This window comes from Bradyrhizobium sp. Ken64 (genome assembly GCF_055807555.1).
The window spans coordinates 131,785-144,003 of record NZ_JBVVPA010000014.1; the positions used below are offsets into that span (position 1 = coordinate 131,785).

The window sequence follows — 12,219 nt, forward strand, 5'->3', positions numbered from 1 at the left end:
GACAAAAAGAGAAGTAATGTGCTGTTGAAATGAGAATATTTAGAAGATTTTTATTGTTGGGCTTCGGGGCAATCCGCAAACTCAGTGTCGTCCCGGCGAAGGCCGGGCGAAGGCCGGGACCCATAGCCACCGAATGAAATTTGGCGAAGATTCGTCGTTCAGGGCTCCTACCGCCCGCACTCGATAGACCTCGCGGTATGGGGCCCGGCCTGCGTCGGGACGACAGGCGAGGGTGGGCCCAAGATTACGGCCGCACCAATGTGTACCCGTTCTCGCTGAGAAACAGGATCTGCCCGACCCCGACTTGCACCGGCGTGGCGGCGGGGATGAACTCCGGCCGCTTGCCGGTTTCTCGCTCGATCGTGTCGACGGTGTTGAGGCAGATGTCGAAGCGTACGCCTTGCGCGATCAGGCTCTCGACCTGCTTGCGCCGCTCGCTGCCTGTGAACAGGAGATCGATGCCGGGACCGAACGCCACCACCTCGATCGCGACCTTGTCGGGGTCGTAGGCCTTCAGCAAATTGTTGGCGACGCTGAGCACCAGAGCTTGCTTCTTCGCATCGCCATCGGAGAGCTGCAGCACGATCTTGTGCTCGGCGAACGGCTTGTCCTGGAGCGGCACCTGTTGCGCAAACGCCGGCGGCATCGCCGCCCAGGCGAACAGTGCCAGTAGCATCGCGGATAGGGTTTGCGACCGCATCATCCCTGTCCCGCAATGCCCGGATTACCCTCGACGCCCTTTAGCGTGACGCCGGAGCCGAGCCGCTCCTGAAACATCCGGCCCGAGCGCAGATATTTTGCCACCACATCCCAAACCGGCGCGCCGTGCTGGCCGTTGACCGAGGCCCAGCCCGCGACCTTGTAGCGGTGGCTGGCACTGAGCGCCTTGCCGCCATTGAGCTTCAGCTCCGAGACGCGGCTGCCGATCGCCGCCGTCGGCGTACAGGTGTAGCTGAGCCCGCCGGCGCGCACCATGTCGCCACCCTGCTGGTAATAGGGATCGGTATTGAAAAGGTTGTCGCAGACGTCTTCCAGCACGTCCTTGATCTGGGCGCCGGTCATCTCCTGCACATAGGTCTCGGGATAGCTGATCGCGGTTTCCGCGAGCAAATCCTCCATCGTCAGCGCCTGGCCGGACAGCCCGGTGACGCCCCAGCGGAAGCCCGGCGACAGCGCGATCTCGGCGTCGAGCTCGGTGCGCAGCGCGCTGCAGATCAGCTCGTCGACCGGGCCGGCGAAATTGTCGCGGCGATATAGCAGGCGATCGGGAGTCGCAATCTTCTCCGACCAGTCGGTGACGTACGGCGCCCGCAACCGGCCGATCAGCTCGGCCATCCCAGGATCGGGCTTCAACAGCTCGGAATAGACCGGCAGCAGATGATATCTGACGTCGCCGACCTTGCCTTTTTCGAGCGCGAGATCGAGCACGGCAAGGAATTTGCCGTTGGAGCCCGCATTAGTGACGAGCGTCGTGCCGCTCGCATTTTTCACTGCGATGGGCTGCGGGATCGCATCATGGGTATGGCCGCCGAGGATGACGTCGATGCCGGTGACGCGGCTTGCGAGCTTGAGATCGACGTCCATGCCGTTGTGCGACAACAGGATGACCCCATCGACCTTGTCGGTGCCGCGCAAGCCGTCGACATGCTTCTGGAGCTCTTCCTCGCGGATGCCGAAGGTCCAGTCGGGCGTGAACCGTCTGGGATGCGCGATCGGCACGTAAGGGAAGGCCTGGCCGACGATCGCGACGCGATGGCCGCCGAGCTCCTTGATCACGGAGGGCTTGAACACGCGCCCGGTCGCCTTGTCGAAGGCGGGGGCGTCGTTGAAGGCCGCTTCCTCGGTCAGGAAAACGTTCTGCGCCAGGAACTCGCCCTTGAAGCGCGCGAGATTGTCGCGCAGCGCCTGCTCGCCGTAGGTGAATTCCCAATGCCCGGTCATCGCCTCGACACCGAGCAGGTTTGCGGCCTCGACCATGTCGCGGCCCTGCGTGGTGTTGGCGAGTCCCGTGCCTTGCCAGAGATCGCCGCCGTCGACGAGCACGGAGCGTTTTTCGCCGACATCGCCGCGCAAGCGGTCGATCAGCGTCTTCAGATGGGCGAAGCCGCCGAGCTTGCCGAAGCGGCCTGCGGATTTCTCGAAGTCGAAGCAGCTGAAGGCATAGGCGTCCGCGCTGTCGGGCCTGATGCCGAAACGGTCGAGGAAGGCGCGGCCGACCAGATGCGGCGGCCGTCCCGCCATCTCGCCGATCCCGATATTGACGCTGGGCTCGCGAAAATAGACCGGATTGAGTTGCGCATGCGTGTCGGTGAGGTGAAGGATGCGCGCATTGCCGAACCGTTCGAGGTCGTAAATGCTCGCGGCCTCAGCACCGCGCGCAAGCCGCGGCAGGCTGAGCGATACGGCAGCAAGGCCTGCGTTCTTCAGGAAATCGCGGCGGCGGATCGCCATCCAGAAATTCTCCGCGCCCTCTCATGGTCGCAAGGCTGTTGCACAAGCGAACAGTCTAGCGGATTTCCATCGCCTTCCAGGCTTCTTTTTCGGACATCGCCTGGAAGATCGACGCCTTCGCCAGCGCCTCGGCCTCCCTGGCTGCGGCGACGGCGCGGTCGAAATCGCCGCCATCGGCCGCCTTCTTTGCGGCGGCCAGCGCCGAAACGGTCACGGTCCATTGGTGGCGCAAGCTGGCAGCCTCCTTGGAGGCGGCTTCGGCGGCGGCATAGGCTGTCTTGTAATCCGCCTCGTTTGCCGCGTGCGCCGCCGGCGCGAGGCCGAGGGTAAGCAGCAGGGCGAGGGCAAGTGACCGCTTCATGGCCGCGCTCCCGGTCCCGATATCGGCAGGCCGTTGGCGACATAGGACAGGAAGTATTCGACGTCGCGGTATTCATCGGCCTGCGGCTCCATCGGAACCGCACGGGTCTGGCTGTTGCAGGTGACGAAGCGGCGACTGGTCGTGCCCATGCCGCTCCATTCGGAGCGGTAGATCGGCATCGCGTTCAGAATGCCGAGCGCCGGTGCCAGGATCTCGGCGCGGATGCGCTCGCCCGGGCTCTGCACATGGCAGCTCGCGCAGGAGAAGTTCATCTGGCCTCGGCGCGTGTAGAAATAGCGCTTGCCGTTCTCGAAGGCCGCGAGCGCGCGCGGATCGTCGGGGATCTTGATGTCCATCGGCTTGCCGCGCGAGGTGAAGGCCATGTACGCCGTGAGCGAGGCCATCTCGTCCTTGACGTAGGAGTAGGGCGCCTCGCCATTGGCCTCGCGGCAGCGGTTGAGCGCCAGCTCCAGCGTGACGACCTTGCCTTCCTTCTCGTCGAAATAAGGATAGTTCTGGCGGATGCCGATGCCGCCGTTCGGGAAGCAGTCGGCATAAGTCTTGCCGTTCTTGAACGGGGTGGCGAACATCTCCTTGCCGGCGTCGAGCGCGAACTCGTAGGGCGGGAACTCCTCCTTCTCCTGCCACTGCCGCTTCATGTCCTCGTTCATGGAATAGGGACCGTTGACGAAATCCTCGTGCTTCACGGTCGGGAATTTCTGGAAGAAGAAGTTCTGGAACGCCTTGGCATCGGCAACGGGATCGACCTTGTCGGCCGCCACCACGCGCGGAGAGGTGAGGGCCAACGCGACCAGCGCGGCGCTCAACGAACCAAGCAGGATGGAGGTGCGGGCCTTCATCACGAGATCTTCGCGGTGGTCGTGTCCGACGCACCCTTGTTATCGGTCCAGGAGACCTTGAGATCGTCGCCCTTCTTGGCCCCCTTGAAGCTGAACTTGACATAGGGGTCCTTCGAGATCGCGGTGCCCCAATCGGCAACGAAGACGTCCTTGCCGTTACATTCGAATGTCAGCTGCTGGATGTAATGCGCCGGGATCAGCTCGCCCTTGGCGTCCTTGACGAAGCCGGTATCCATGGGGTGCTGGATCAGCGCCTGCACCTCGGTGATGTCGCCGTTGGCGGTGGCGCGGACGCGAATGCTGGATGCCATCTCGATCTTCCTCGCTTAGCCGCCGCAGCCGCCGACGGTGACCTTGACCTCTTTGGTCGCGCTGTAGAGCTTGCCGTCGGCCTCCACGATCGCAACGACGTTGGTGGTTTTGGCCATCTTCAGCCGGTTGGCGACGGCAGGGATCGTGCCTTCGGGAATCCTGTAGCTGGCGGCAAGCGCGCTGGGATTCTCGGCCACGAAGAACGAGATCGAGGTGACCTTGTCGAGCGTCGTCGTCACCGAGATTGGCACGACACCGCCGTTCTCGGCGATCTCGGGGGCGTCCAGCTTGACCTTGTCGGACGGCTCGGCGGTTTTGCCGTACAGCGCCTTGACGGCGTCCGCCTCGCTCTTCTGCTTGAAGGCCTCTTCCGGATATTTGTCGTTGGCCGCGGCGCGCGCGGGCGCGGCGCCGAACGGCAGATTGCCGAGGCCGAGCAGCGCGACCGAGGCTGCGCCCTGAAGCATCAGGCGCCGCGTCGCGCTTGGGCCGGTGAGTGTGGTCATCTCGGGTCTCCCAACCAAATCTCGTGGCGTGCCTGAAGTCACAGGGTCTGCAGGAAATCAACGATCGCGCTGATCTCCTGTTCGGTCAAAATCCGGTTCCGGCCGAACGGCGGCATCATGGTCTGCGGATTGCGCTTGGTCTCGTCGAAGATGATCGCGGCGAGCTCGTTGCGATCGGGGTATTTGGCCTTGAGGTCCTTCAGTTCCGGCCCGATCGTTCCCGGCAGGTCGCCACCCCGGATGACATGGCAGGTCAGGCAATTGCCCTTGCCGCGGTCGAAAGCGAGTTTCTGGCCGTCTGCCACAGCGGACTGCGCCCACGCGGGGCTGGCGAGGCCGGCCGCAATGGCCAGCAAGATGAACAGAACGGGCGTCCGGGAAAAGGCGGTCAAGGCGTCATTCCGAGGCGTTATATCGATGGTCAAGATCGCGAAATAGAAGCGTTCCAAAGCACAAAGGGCACCGCCTGACAATCGAGACTATGCACGCGACAAAATGAAGTTAATATCTTCCCCATTGCAACTAATGAGATTATTTGTTCAGCCGATTTGGCCCGAGACTTAAGGGCCGTGGCGCGGGCCGGCGTTTCCCGAGCGTTTGGGCGCTCAACCTGTTTTCATCGCGTTCTCGTTTTTTCAAGGGGACCTCACTTGGCTGAATATGTCGTCGAATTCGGCAGGGATGGCGGTCGGGTCGAGTCGGATGGGCGGCTCGACGCACCGGCATTTCATCGCAATCACGAGCCGCTCTGGGCGGCACTGGAAAAACATCTCGCCGGCTGCACCGGCAACGTGGTCGAGCTCGGCAGCGGAACCGGCCAGCACGTGGTCTACTTCGCTCGTCACACGCCCGGCCTGATCTGGTGGCCGAGCGATCTCAACCAGCGCCACCTCAAGAGCATCGAGGCCTGGCGCGTTCATTCAGGCCTGAAAAACATCCGCTCGCCGCTGCGGATCGATCTCATCGATCCCGATTGGTGTCCGGAGATGAAAAGCGGGCAGGCGCCGTCAAGTCTTGCCGCATTGTTCTGCGCCAATGTCATCCACATCGCGCCATGGAGCGTCGCCGAAGGTCTGTTCGCCGGCGCCGGCCGCTATTTGCGGGCTGACGGCAAGCTGTTCCTCTACGGCCCGTTCAAGCGCGGCGGCAAGCACATCGCGCTCAGCAACGCCGTGTTCGACACCTCCCTGCGTGAAGGCAATCCCGACTGGGGCGTGCGTGACATCGCCGATGTCGAGGCCCTCGCCCGCGGCGTTGGTCTTCGCCTCGTTGATACGATCGACATGCCCGCGAACAATTTGACGCTGGTGTTTGGGCGCTAAGCTCAGACGGCGGTGCGCTCCCTCCCCCGCTTGCGGGGGAGGGTTGGGGAGAGGGTGTCTCCGCAATGGGGCATCCCCTAGAGGATAGAACCCTCACCCGGCGCTTCGCGCCGACCTCTCCCGCAAGCGGGCGAGGTGCACCGCCTGCTGCGCTCCCACTGATTCAATCAAGAGCCCGTCAACCCTCGCCGTCCTTCCACCCGATCTTCTCCTTCAAGAACCGAAACCCAATCACCTCGAACCCGGCGCGCTCCTTGTTGTCCTTGCCGTAGCCGTGGCCGCCCGCTTCAGGCTCGTAGAACCAGGCCTCGTAGCCCATGGCCTGGAGCTTTGCCGCCATCTTGCGCGCATGCCCGGGATGGACACGGTCGTCGCGTCGCGTGGTGGCGATCAGGATCGGCGGATAGGGCTGGCCGGCCTTGACGTTGTGATAGGCGGAGTAGGTCTTGAGCCAGTCCCACTCCTCGGGCTTGTCGGGATCGCCATATTCCGCGATCCAGCTCGCGCCGGCGAGCAGCTTCGTGTAGCGGCGCATGTCGATCAGCGGGATGGTGCAGAACAGCGCGCCGAAACGTTCGGGGTATCGCACCAGCATGTTGGTGATGAGGATGCCGCCGTTTGATCCGCCCTGTGCGGCGATGCGTTTTGCCGTCGTCACGCCGCGGCGGACGAGATCGGCGGCGACGGCTGCGAAATCATCGTGCGACAGTTTCTTGCCGGCGAGCCGGCCGGCATCGTGCCAGCGTGTGCCGAATTCGCCGCCGCCGCGCAAATTCGCCTGCACCGTCGTGCCGCCGCGCTCCAGCCACAGCTTGCCGAGCGACGAATTGTAATACGGCTTCACCGAATGGCCGAAGCCGCCATAGGCGCTCATATAGACCGGTGCATCGCCGGTCTCGCCAGTGGGGCCCGTCTGCACATAAGGGATACGCTCGCCGTCGATCGAGATCGCCTCGTGCTGGGTCACCACGAGGCCGTCGGCGTTGAATGTTTTCGGCGCCTGTTTCAGCACTGTCGGGCTCGCGACGCCGCGCTCCATCAGCAGCAGCGACGGCGGCGTCAGCGGATCCTGCACATTCGCAAGCAGGTCGCCATTGCTCTCGGAGGGGTGGCGATCCAGCGGCCAGATGTCGACCACGCCGATCTGCGGCAGGCCGCCGAGTGACGCGCGGCTCCAGCTCGTGGCGGACGGCGTGCAGATCTCGAATTGCGGCTGGAGCTCGTCGAGGATCGACAGCACCAGCTTTCCTCCGGTCCAAAACAGACCTTGCAGGGCGCGGCGAGCTTCCGGCTCGAACAGCACCGCGAAATCGCGGCTGCCGGCGAGGAACGCCGAGAGCGAGATGCCGAGCACGGTGTCGGCGGCATAAGTTCTGCCCTCGATCGACCAGGCTTCGCGCAGCTTCATCGCGAACCAGTCGCCATGCGCCTGCAACCAGATGCCGGTCGGCAGATCGAGCTTCGTCGTCGTGCCGTCTGCATCGCGCAGCCAGAGCGCATGATTGAAGAAATCGATCTGGTCGACGATCCAGCTGCGCGGGGCCGCAGCGGTGTCGTCGACGATGCCGGAGATCGCCATATGATCGGCCGTGGTCTCGATGATCACCCGCGCCTGATCGACAGGCTGGCCGCGCCGCCACAGGCGAACCGTCCGGGAATATCCCGAGCTCGTCGCCATGCCCTCGCCATGGGCGCTCGACAGCAGCAGCGTGTCGGCATCGAGCCAATCGGCGCCGCCCTTGGCTTCGGACAGCGCAAAGCCGTCCGCAACGAAACTCTTCGCATCGAGGTCGAATTCCCGCAAGGTGACGGCGTCGCTGCCACCGCGCGACAGGCTTAAGATGGCGCGCGAGCTTCCCTTCTGCGTGGTGATGCCGCTCAGCAGCCAGTCCTCGCCTTCGCGCGCGGCGAGCTGGTCGACATCCAGCATGATCTCCCACGCCGGATGCGATTTGCGAAACTCCGCGAGCGAAGTCTTCCGCCACAGGCCGCGCGGGTTGGCGGCATCCTTCCAGAGATTGTGCAGTTCAGTGCCGCGGCGGCTGATATAGGGGATGTTGTCGGGACGATCGTAGATCGCCGCGAGGATATCGCGGTCGCGCGCGAAGGCCGCTCCGCCGAACGCCTCGAGCGTCAGGCTGTTCTGTCGCGTGACGAAATCGAGCGCCTGCTTGCCTTCGATCTCCTCCAGCCAGAGCCAGGGATCGTCGTCGGGAGCGCTGAGCGTAGGCCTGTCGTCGACGGACATGAACGAAACTCCGGAAGGTTGCGGCGGATAGGATTTGATCGAGCGCAAGCCGTCAAGTGCGCGGCCCATTATCATCGGCCCGATTGCGTCAGAGACATGGCCTGCGCCCGTTTGCGCCGGTTGCCCGCCCTCCCGCGCCCCGCCATAGTGCCGGGAATCAAGCGAGCCCTTGAAAGTCTTGAAAGCCCCTCGAAAGCCCGTTGGGGCGGAAATGCCGATGCTGGATGTGACTGCAGCCAATGAGATCGCCGCCGACGCCCGCGTGCGCGGCAATGTGGTGCGCCTTGCCGCCGCGCAGGCGCTGACCGGCGCCAACTCGGCGGTGATCTTCGCCACCGGCGCGATCGTCGGCGCGACGCTCGCGCCCGACGTCTCGTTCGCGACCGTGCCGATCTCGATGTATGTGCTCGGCCTCGCCGCCGGCACGCTGCCGACCGGCGCGATCTCACGCCGCTTCGGCCGCCGCGTCGCTTTCATCGTCGGCACCGGTCTGGGCGCGCTGACCGGTCTGCTCGGCTCGTTCGCGATCCTGCACGCTTCGTTTCCATTGTTCTGTCTGGCGACTTTTCTCGGCGGCCTCTACGGCGCGGTGGCGCAGTCCTATCGCTTCGCTGCCGCCGACGGCGCCAGTGCGGCGTACCGGCCCAAGGCGGTGTCCTGGGTGATGGCGGGCGGCGTGTTCGCCGGCGTGCTCGGTCCGCAACTCGTGCAGTGGACCATGGATGTCTGGCAGCCTTACCTGTTCGCCTTCAGCTTCCTGGTCCAGGCCGCTGTCGCGCTCATCGCGATGGGCATCGTCGCCGGGGTCGACATGCCGAAGCCGGCGCCGGCCGATCTTCATGGCGGGCGGCCGCTGCTCGAGATCGTGACGCAGCCGCGCTTCATTGCGGCGGCGCTGTGCGGCGTCATCTCCTATCCCATGATGAATCTGGTGATGACGTCGGCGCCGCTCGCCATGAAGCTGTGCGGCTTGAGCGTTTCCGATTCGAATTTCGGCATTCAATGGCACATCGTCGCCATGTACGGGCCGAGCTTCTTCACAGGCGCGCTGATCGCCCGCTTCGGCGCGCGGAAGGTCGTTGCCGCCGGCCTGCTGCTGGAGGCCGGCGCCGCCGGCATCGGCCTGTCCGGCATCACCGCGATGCATTTCTGGGCCACGCTGATCGTGCTTGGTGTGGGCTGGAATTTTTCCTTCATCGGCGCCTCCGCGCTGGTGCTGGAGACGCACCGGCCGCAGGAGCGTAACAAGGTGCAGGCCTTCAATGATTTCCTGGTGTTCGGCATGATGGCGATCGGCTCGTTCTCGTCCGGCCAATTGCTCGCCAGTTACGGCTGGTCCGCGGTGAACATGGTGGTGTTCCCGCCGGTGGTGCTCGGCCTCGCCGTGCTCTCGCTGGCGTCCTTTGCTCGCCGCCGCAAAGCGCGGCTGGACGCGGCCATGGGCGAGTTCCCGGACGCGATCTGAGATGGCGGGAGGCTGTCAGCAACGTTGACACTTCGATCAAGGTCGAAGTGATTTCCGGGGCCTGGGTTGTTACATGATGCTCGTCATGAACAGGCGAGCGTGAAGCACGACGCTCGCGGGGGAAACGAAGGACAAGCGCAAATGCTCGACAACCCCCGACACGACGCATCCGTCGACGAATCCTCCCTCCGCTACGAAGGCTGGCGCATCGTCGCGGTCTGCTTCCTGCTCGCGACCTTCGGCTGGGGGCTCGGCTTCTACGGCCAGAGCGTCTATGTCGCCGAGCTCCAGCGCGCGCACGGCTGGTCGGCCTCGCTGATCTCGTCCGGCACGACGTTCTTCTATCTGTTCGGCGCGCTGCTCGTGGTCTTCGTCGGCGAAGCCGTCAACACATACGGCCCGCGCCTCGGCCTGATCGCGGGGACGCTGGCGATGTCGGTCGCGGCGGTTGCGATCGGCGCGGTGCGCGAGCCATGGCAGCTTTATCTCGCGAACGCCGTGCTCGCCTTCGGCTGGGCCGGCACGAGCTTGGCCATGATCACCAACACGATCAGCCTGTGGTTCGACCACAAGCGCGGCATGGCCATCAGTCTCGCGCTGAATGGCGCAAGCTTCGGCGGCATCGTCGGCGTACCGCTGCTGGTGACCCTGATCGGCCATGTCGGCTTCGCCAGCGCGATGTATATCGTCGCCGGCGCCATGCTGGCGCTGCTCCTGCCGGTGATCCTGATCGTCGTCGGCCGCCCGCCCGATCTCCATGGCCGGCGCGCCGCGACGAAAACGAAGCCGCAATCGTCGGCGCAGATTCGCAGCCAGGCGTTGCGCGATGTCGGCTTCCTCACCGTGACCATTGCCTTTGCTTTGGTGCTGTTCGCGCAGGTCGGCTTCATCGTCCACCTGATCTCGTTCCTGGATCCCGTGATCGGGCGCGAGCGCGCGGCCGTTGCGGTTGCGGTGCTGACCGCGATGGCGGTGATCGGCCGGGTGCTGTTTTCGCTGGTGATCGACCGCCTCAACCAGCGGCTTGCCTCGGCGCTATCGTTCCTGAGCCAGGCCGTGGCGCTTCTCGTCGTCATCAATCTGCACAATGACTACGTGCTGATCGCGGCCTGCGCATTGTTCGGCTTCTCGGTCGGCAATCTCATCACGCTGCCGTCGCTGATCGTGCAGCAGGAATTCGATTCCGCCTCGTTCGGCGTGCTGATCAGCCTCAACACCGCGATCAACCAGGTGACCTATGCGTTCGGCCCCGGCGTGGTCGGTTTTCTGCGCGATTTCTCCGGTGGCTATGAGCTGCCGTTCTATCTCTGCATCGCGCTGGAAGTGCTGGCGGCGGCGTTGATCATGGTGCGGGGACGAAGATCTCAGTCGTGAGCGAAGGCGCCTCAACACACTCCGTCATTGCGAGGAGCCCTTGCGACGAAGCAATCCAGGCTATCTCCGCGGTGACAGTCTGGATTGCTTCGCTGCGCTCGCAATGACGAGGAGAGGGAGCAGAACTCACGCCTCCCGCTGCTTCAGCAGCTCCTCCACATCCAGCCGCTTCGTGAACATCGCGAGCTTGCCGTCCGGCCCGAACGGCCATTGCTCCCGCGGCTTGTCCCAATACAGCTCCACGCCATTCTGGTCCGGATCGCGCAAATACAGCGCCTCGCTGACACCATGGTCGCTCGCCCCGTCGAGCGCAATGCCGGCCGTGAGCACGCGGTGCAGCGCATCGGCCAGCGCGGGTCGCGTCGGATAGAGGATCGCGGTGTGATAGAGCCCGGTCGTACCGGGCGGTGGCGGCGAGCCGCCCTTGCTCTCCCAGGTGTTGAGCCCGATGTGGTGGTGATAGCCGCCGGCCGAGATGAAGGCCGCGCCGGAGCCCATGCGCTGCATCAGCTCGAAGCCGAGCACGCCGCAATAGAAGCCGAGCGCGCGATCGAGGTCGGCGACCTTGAGATGGACGTGGCCGATCCTGGTGCCGGCGGCGACGGCTTGGTTCTGCGACATCTGGCTGCTCCGTTGACAATCCCCACATAGACCCTGCCTCGGGACAGTGCCACTGGCCTATCCTGAAACCCATCGTTTCCATATGCGAAACTATGACAGCTCCCGCATCTCGCCCTCCGGCAGCTCGAACTCGAACGTGTTCAGCGTCATCGACACCAGCGTGTAATAGCCGCAGAGACCAATCACCTCGACCACGCCGCGCTCGCCGAGCAGCTTCACCGCCGCGTCATAGAGGCCCTTCTCGACGCCGTGGCCCTCATGCAGCGACTTTGCGACGTCGTAGATCATCTTGCCCTTGGGATCGTCGAACTCGGGCGTGCGGCGGTCGCGGATGGCGTCGATGATGTCAGGGTCCATGCCACCGGCAAGCGCCAGCCGCTTGTGCGCGTACCATTCGTAATGGGCGGTCCAGTGCCGCGCCGTCACCAGGATCGCGATCTCCGAGAGCTTCGCGGGGAAGATCGTGTCGTAGCGCAGGACCTCGCCGAGCCGCGTAGCGTGACGGGCCATGTCGGGGCTGTTGAGCCAGGCCATCATCGGCGCCGGCGGCTTGCCGCGCTTGCCGGCAATCGACTCGTCATAGGTCTGCCGCTGGCTCTCGTTCATTTCGCCAGGCGAAAGAAGCTTCAGGCGCATTGTTGTTTCCTCTTTGTTTTCAAGCTTCGCCGTCGCGGCGACTATAGCGGATGCGTGACACGG

Annotated in this window: 13 protein-coding genes; 3 read left to right on the forward strand and 10 right to left on the reverse strand. The window is 64.3% G+C overall.

Going from position 1 to position 12,219, the window contains the following annotated elements:
* Window positions 1-244: 244 nt before the first annotated feature.
* Genes AC0L2F_RS22705 through soxX form a run of 7 tightly spaced genes read right to left on the reverse strand, consistent with a single transcriptional unit; the run spans window position 245 to window position 4,882 of the window.
* Entirely contained in the window at window positions 245-703 is a 459-nt protein-coding gene (locus AC0L2F_RS22705) for a DsrE family protein (protein ID WP_473249915.1), read from the reverse strand.
* Window positions 700-2,451 (reverse strand): thiosulfohydrolase SoxB, encoded by a 1,752-nt coding sequence (soxB, locus tag AC0L2F_RS22710; RefSeq protein WP_473249916.1) that lies wholly within the window; start codon window positions 2,449-2,451, stop codon window positions 700-702. Before soxB ends, AC0L2F_RS22705 begins: the two co-directional genes overlap by 4 nt.
* Window positions 2,452-2,506: 55 nt before the next feature.
* Window positions 2,507-2,812 carry a hypothetical protein gene (locus tag AC0L2F_RS22715; RefSeq protein ID WP_007615846.1) on the reverse strand — a complete coding sequence of 102 codons (306 nt, stop codon included), beginning with the start codon at window positions 2,810-2,812 and terminating at the stop codon, window positions 2,507-2,509.
* Window positions 2,809-3,672, reverse strand: coding sequence for a sulfur oxidation c-type cytochrome SoxA (gene soxA / locus AC0L2F_RS22720; RefSeq protein ID WP_473249917.1), 864 nt, complete (start codon window positions 3,670-3,672; stop codon window positions 2,809-2,811). The genes AC0L2F_RS22715 and soxA overlap by 4 nt, the downstream gene beginning before the upstream one ends.
* Window positions 3,672-3,983 (reverse strand): thiosulfate oxidation carrier complex protein SoxZ, encoded by a 312-nt coding sequence (gene soxZ, locus AC0L2F_RS22725; RefSeq protein WP_063996422.1) that lies wholly within the window; start codon window positions 3,981-3,983, stop codon window positions 3,672-3,674. The genes soxA and soxZ overlap by 1 nt, the downstream gene beginning before the upstream one ends.
* Window positions 3,984-3,998: 15 nt before the next feature.
* The gene (gene soxY / locus AC0L2F_RS22730) at window positions 3,999-4,490 is read right to left on the reverse strand and encodes a thiosulfate oxidation carrier protein SoxY (protein WP_473249918.1); all 492 of its coding nucleotides are present in this window, start codon (window positions 4,488-4,490) and stop codon (window positions 3,999-4,001) included.
* Window positions 4,491-4,528: 38 nt separating this feature from the next.
* Window positions 4,529-4,882, reverse strand: coding sequence for a sulfur oxidation c-type cytochrome SoxX (gene soxX, locus AC0L2F_RS22735; protein ID WP_007615843.1), 354 nt, complete (start codon window positions 4,880-4,882; stop codon window positions 4,529-4,531).
* Between the two features lie 258 nt (window positions 4,883-5,140).
* Between soxX and AC0L2F_RS22740 the strand changes: the two genes are divergently transcribed.
* Complete coding sequence (locus AC0L2F_RS22740) at window positions 5,141-5,812, forward strand: DUF938 domain-containing protein (RefSeq protein WP_473249919.1); 672 nt, start codon at window positions 5,141-5,143, stop codon at window positions 5,810-5,812.
* 178 nt (window positions 5,813-5,990) lie between these two features.
* Here AC0L2F_RS22740 and AC0L2F_RS22745 read toward each other — a convergent pair whose 3' ends face one another.
* Window positions 5,991-8,060, reverse strand: coding sequence for a prolyl oligopeptidase family serine peptidase (locus AC0L2F_RS22745; RefSeq protein ID WP_473249920.1), 2,070 nt, complete (start codon window positions 8,058-8,060; stop codon window positions 5,991-5,993).
* A gap of 217 nt (window positions 8,061-8,277) precedes the next feature.
* On the opposite strand from AC0L2F_RS22745, the gene AC0L2F_RS22750 reads away from it, so the two are divergent.
* Window positions 8,278-9,525 (forward strand): MFS transporter, encoded by a 1,248-nt coding sequence (locus AC0L2F_RS22750; protein WP_473249921.1) that lies wholly within the window; start codon window positions 8,278-8,280, stop codon window positions 9,523-9,525.
* A gap of 141 nt (window positions 9,526-9,666) precedes the next feature.
* Window positions 9,667-10,899: an MFS transporter gene (locus AC0L2F_RS22755; protein ID WP_473249922.1), complete on the forward strand. Its 1,233-nt coding sequence runs from the start codon at window positions 9,667-9,669 to the stop codon at window positions 10,897-10,899.
* A gap of 126 nt (window positions 10,900-11,025) precedes the next feature.
* Here the strand turns inward: AC0L2F_RS22755 and AC0L2F_RS22760 are convergent, their stop codons facing one another.
* Window positions 11,026-11,520, reverse strand: coding sequence for a VOC family protein (locus AC0L2F_RS22760; RefSeq protein ID WP_473249923.1), 495 nt, complete (start codon window positions 11,518-11,520; stop codon window positions 11,026-11,028).
* A 90-nt stretch (window positions 11,521-11,610) separates the two neighbouring features.
* Entirely contained in the window at window positions 11,611-12,156 is a 546-nt protein-coding gene (locus AC0L2F_RS22765) for a carboxymuconolactone decarboxylase family protein (RefSeq protein WP_473249924.1), read from the reverse strand.
* Between the last annotated feature and the right edge of the window lie 63 nt (window positions 12,157-12,219).

Coding starts and splice junctions, on each gene's coding strand:
- soxA (WP_473249917.1), bottom strand. CDS start 3,672: ATGAAGGCCCGCACCTCCATCCTGCTTGGTTCGTTGAGCGCCGCGCTG.
- AC0L2F_RS22750 (WP_473249921.1), top strand. CDS start 8,278: ATGCTGGATGTGACTGCAGCCAATGAGATCGCCGCCGACGCCCGCGTG.
- AC0L2F_RS22745 (WP_473249920.1), bottom strand. CDS start 8,060: ATGTCCGTCGACGACAGGCCTACGCTCAGCGCTCCCGACGACGATCCC.
- AC0L2F_RS22755 (WP_473249922.1), top strand. CDS start 9,667: ATGCTCGACAACCCCCGACACGACGCATCCGTCGACGAATCCTCCCTC.
- AC0L2F_RS22715 (WP_007615846.1), bottom strand. CDS start 2,812: ATGAAGCGGTCACTTGCCCTCGCCCTGCTGCTTACCCTCGGCCTCGCG.
- soxY (WP_473249918.1), bottom strand. CDS start 4,490: ATGACCACACTCACCGGCCCAAGCGCGACGCGGCGCCTGATGCTTCAG.
- AC0L2F_RS22765 (WP_473249924.1), bottom strand. CDS start 12,156: ATGCGCCTGAAGCTTCTTTCGCCTGGCGAAATGAACGAGAGCCAGCGG.
- AC0L2F_RS22760 (WP_473249923.1), bottom strand. CDS start 11,520: ATGTCGCAGAACCAAGCCGTCGCCGCCGGCACCAGGATCGGCCACGTC.
- soxZ (WP_063996422.1), bottom strand. CDS start 3,983: ATGGCATCCAGCATTCGCGTCCGCGCCACCGCCAACGGCGACATCACC.
- AC0L2F_RS22705 (WP_473249915.1), bottom strand. CDS start 703: ATGATGCGGTCGCAAACCCTATCCGCGATGCTACTGGCACTGTTCGCC.
- soxB (WP_473249916.1), bottom strand. CDS start 2,451: ATGGCGATCCGCCGCCGCGATTTCCTGAAGAACGCAGGCCTTGCTGCC.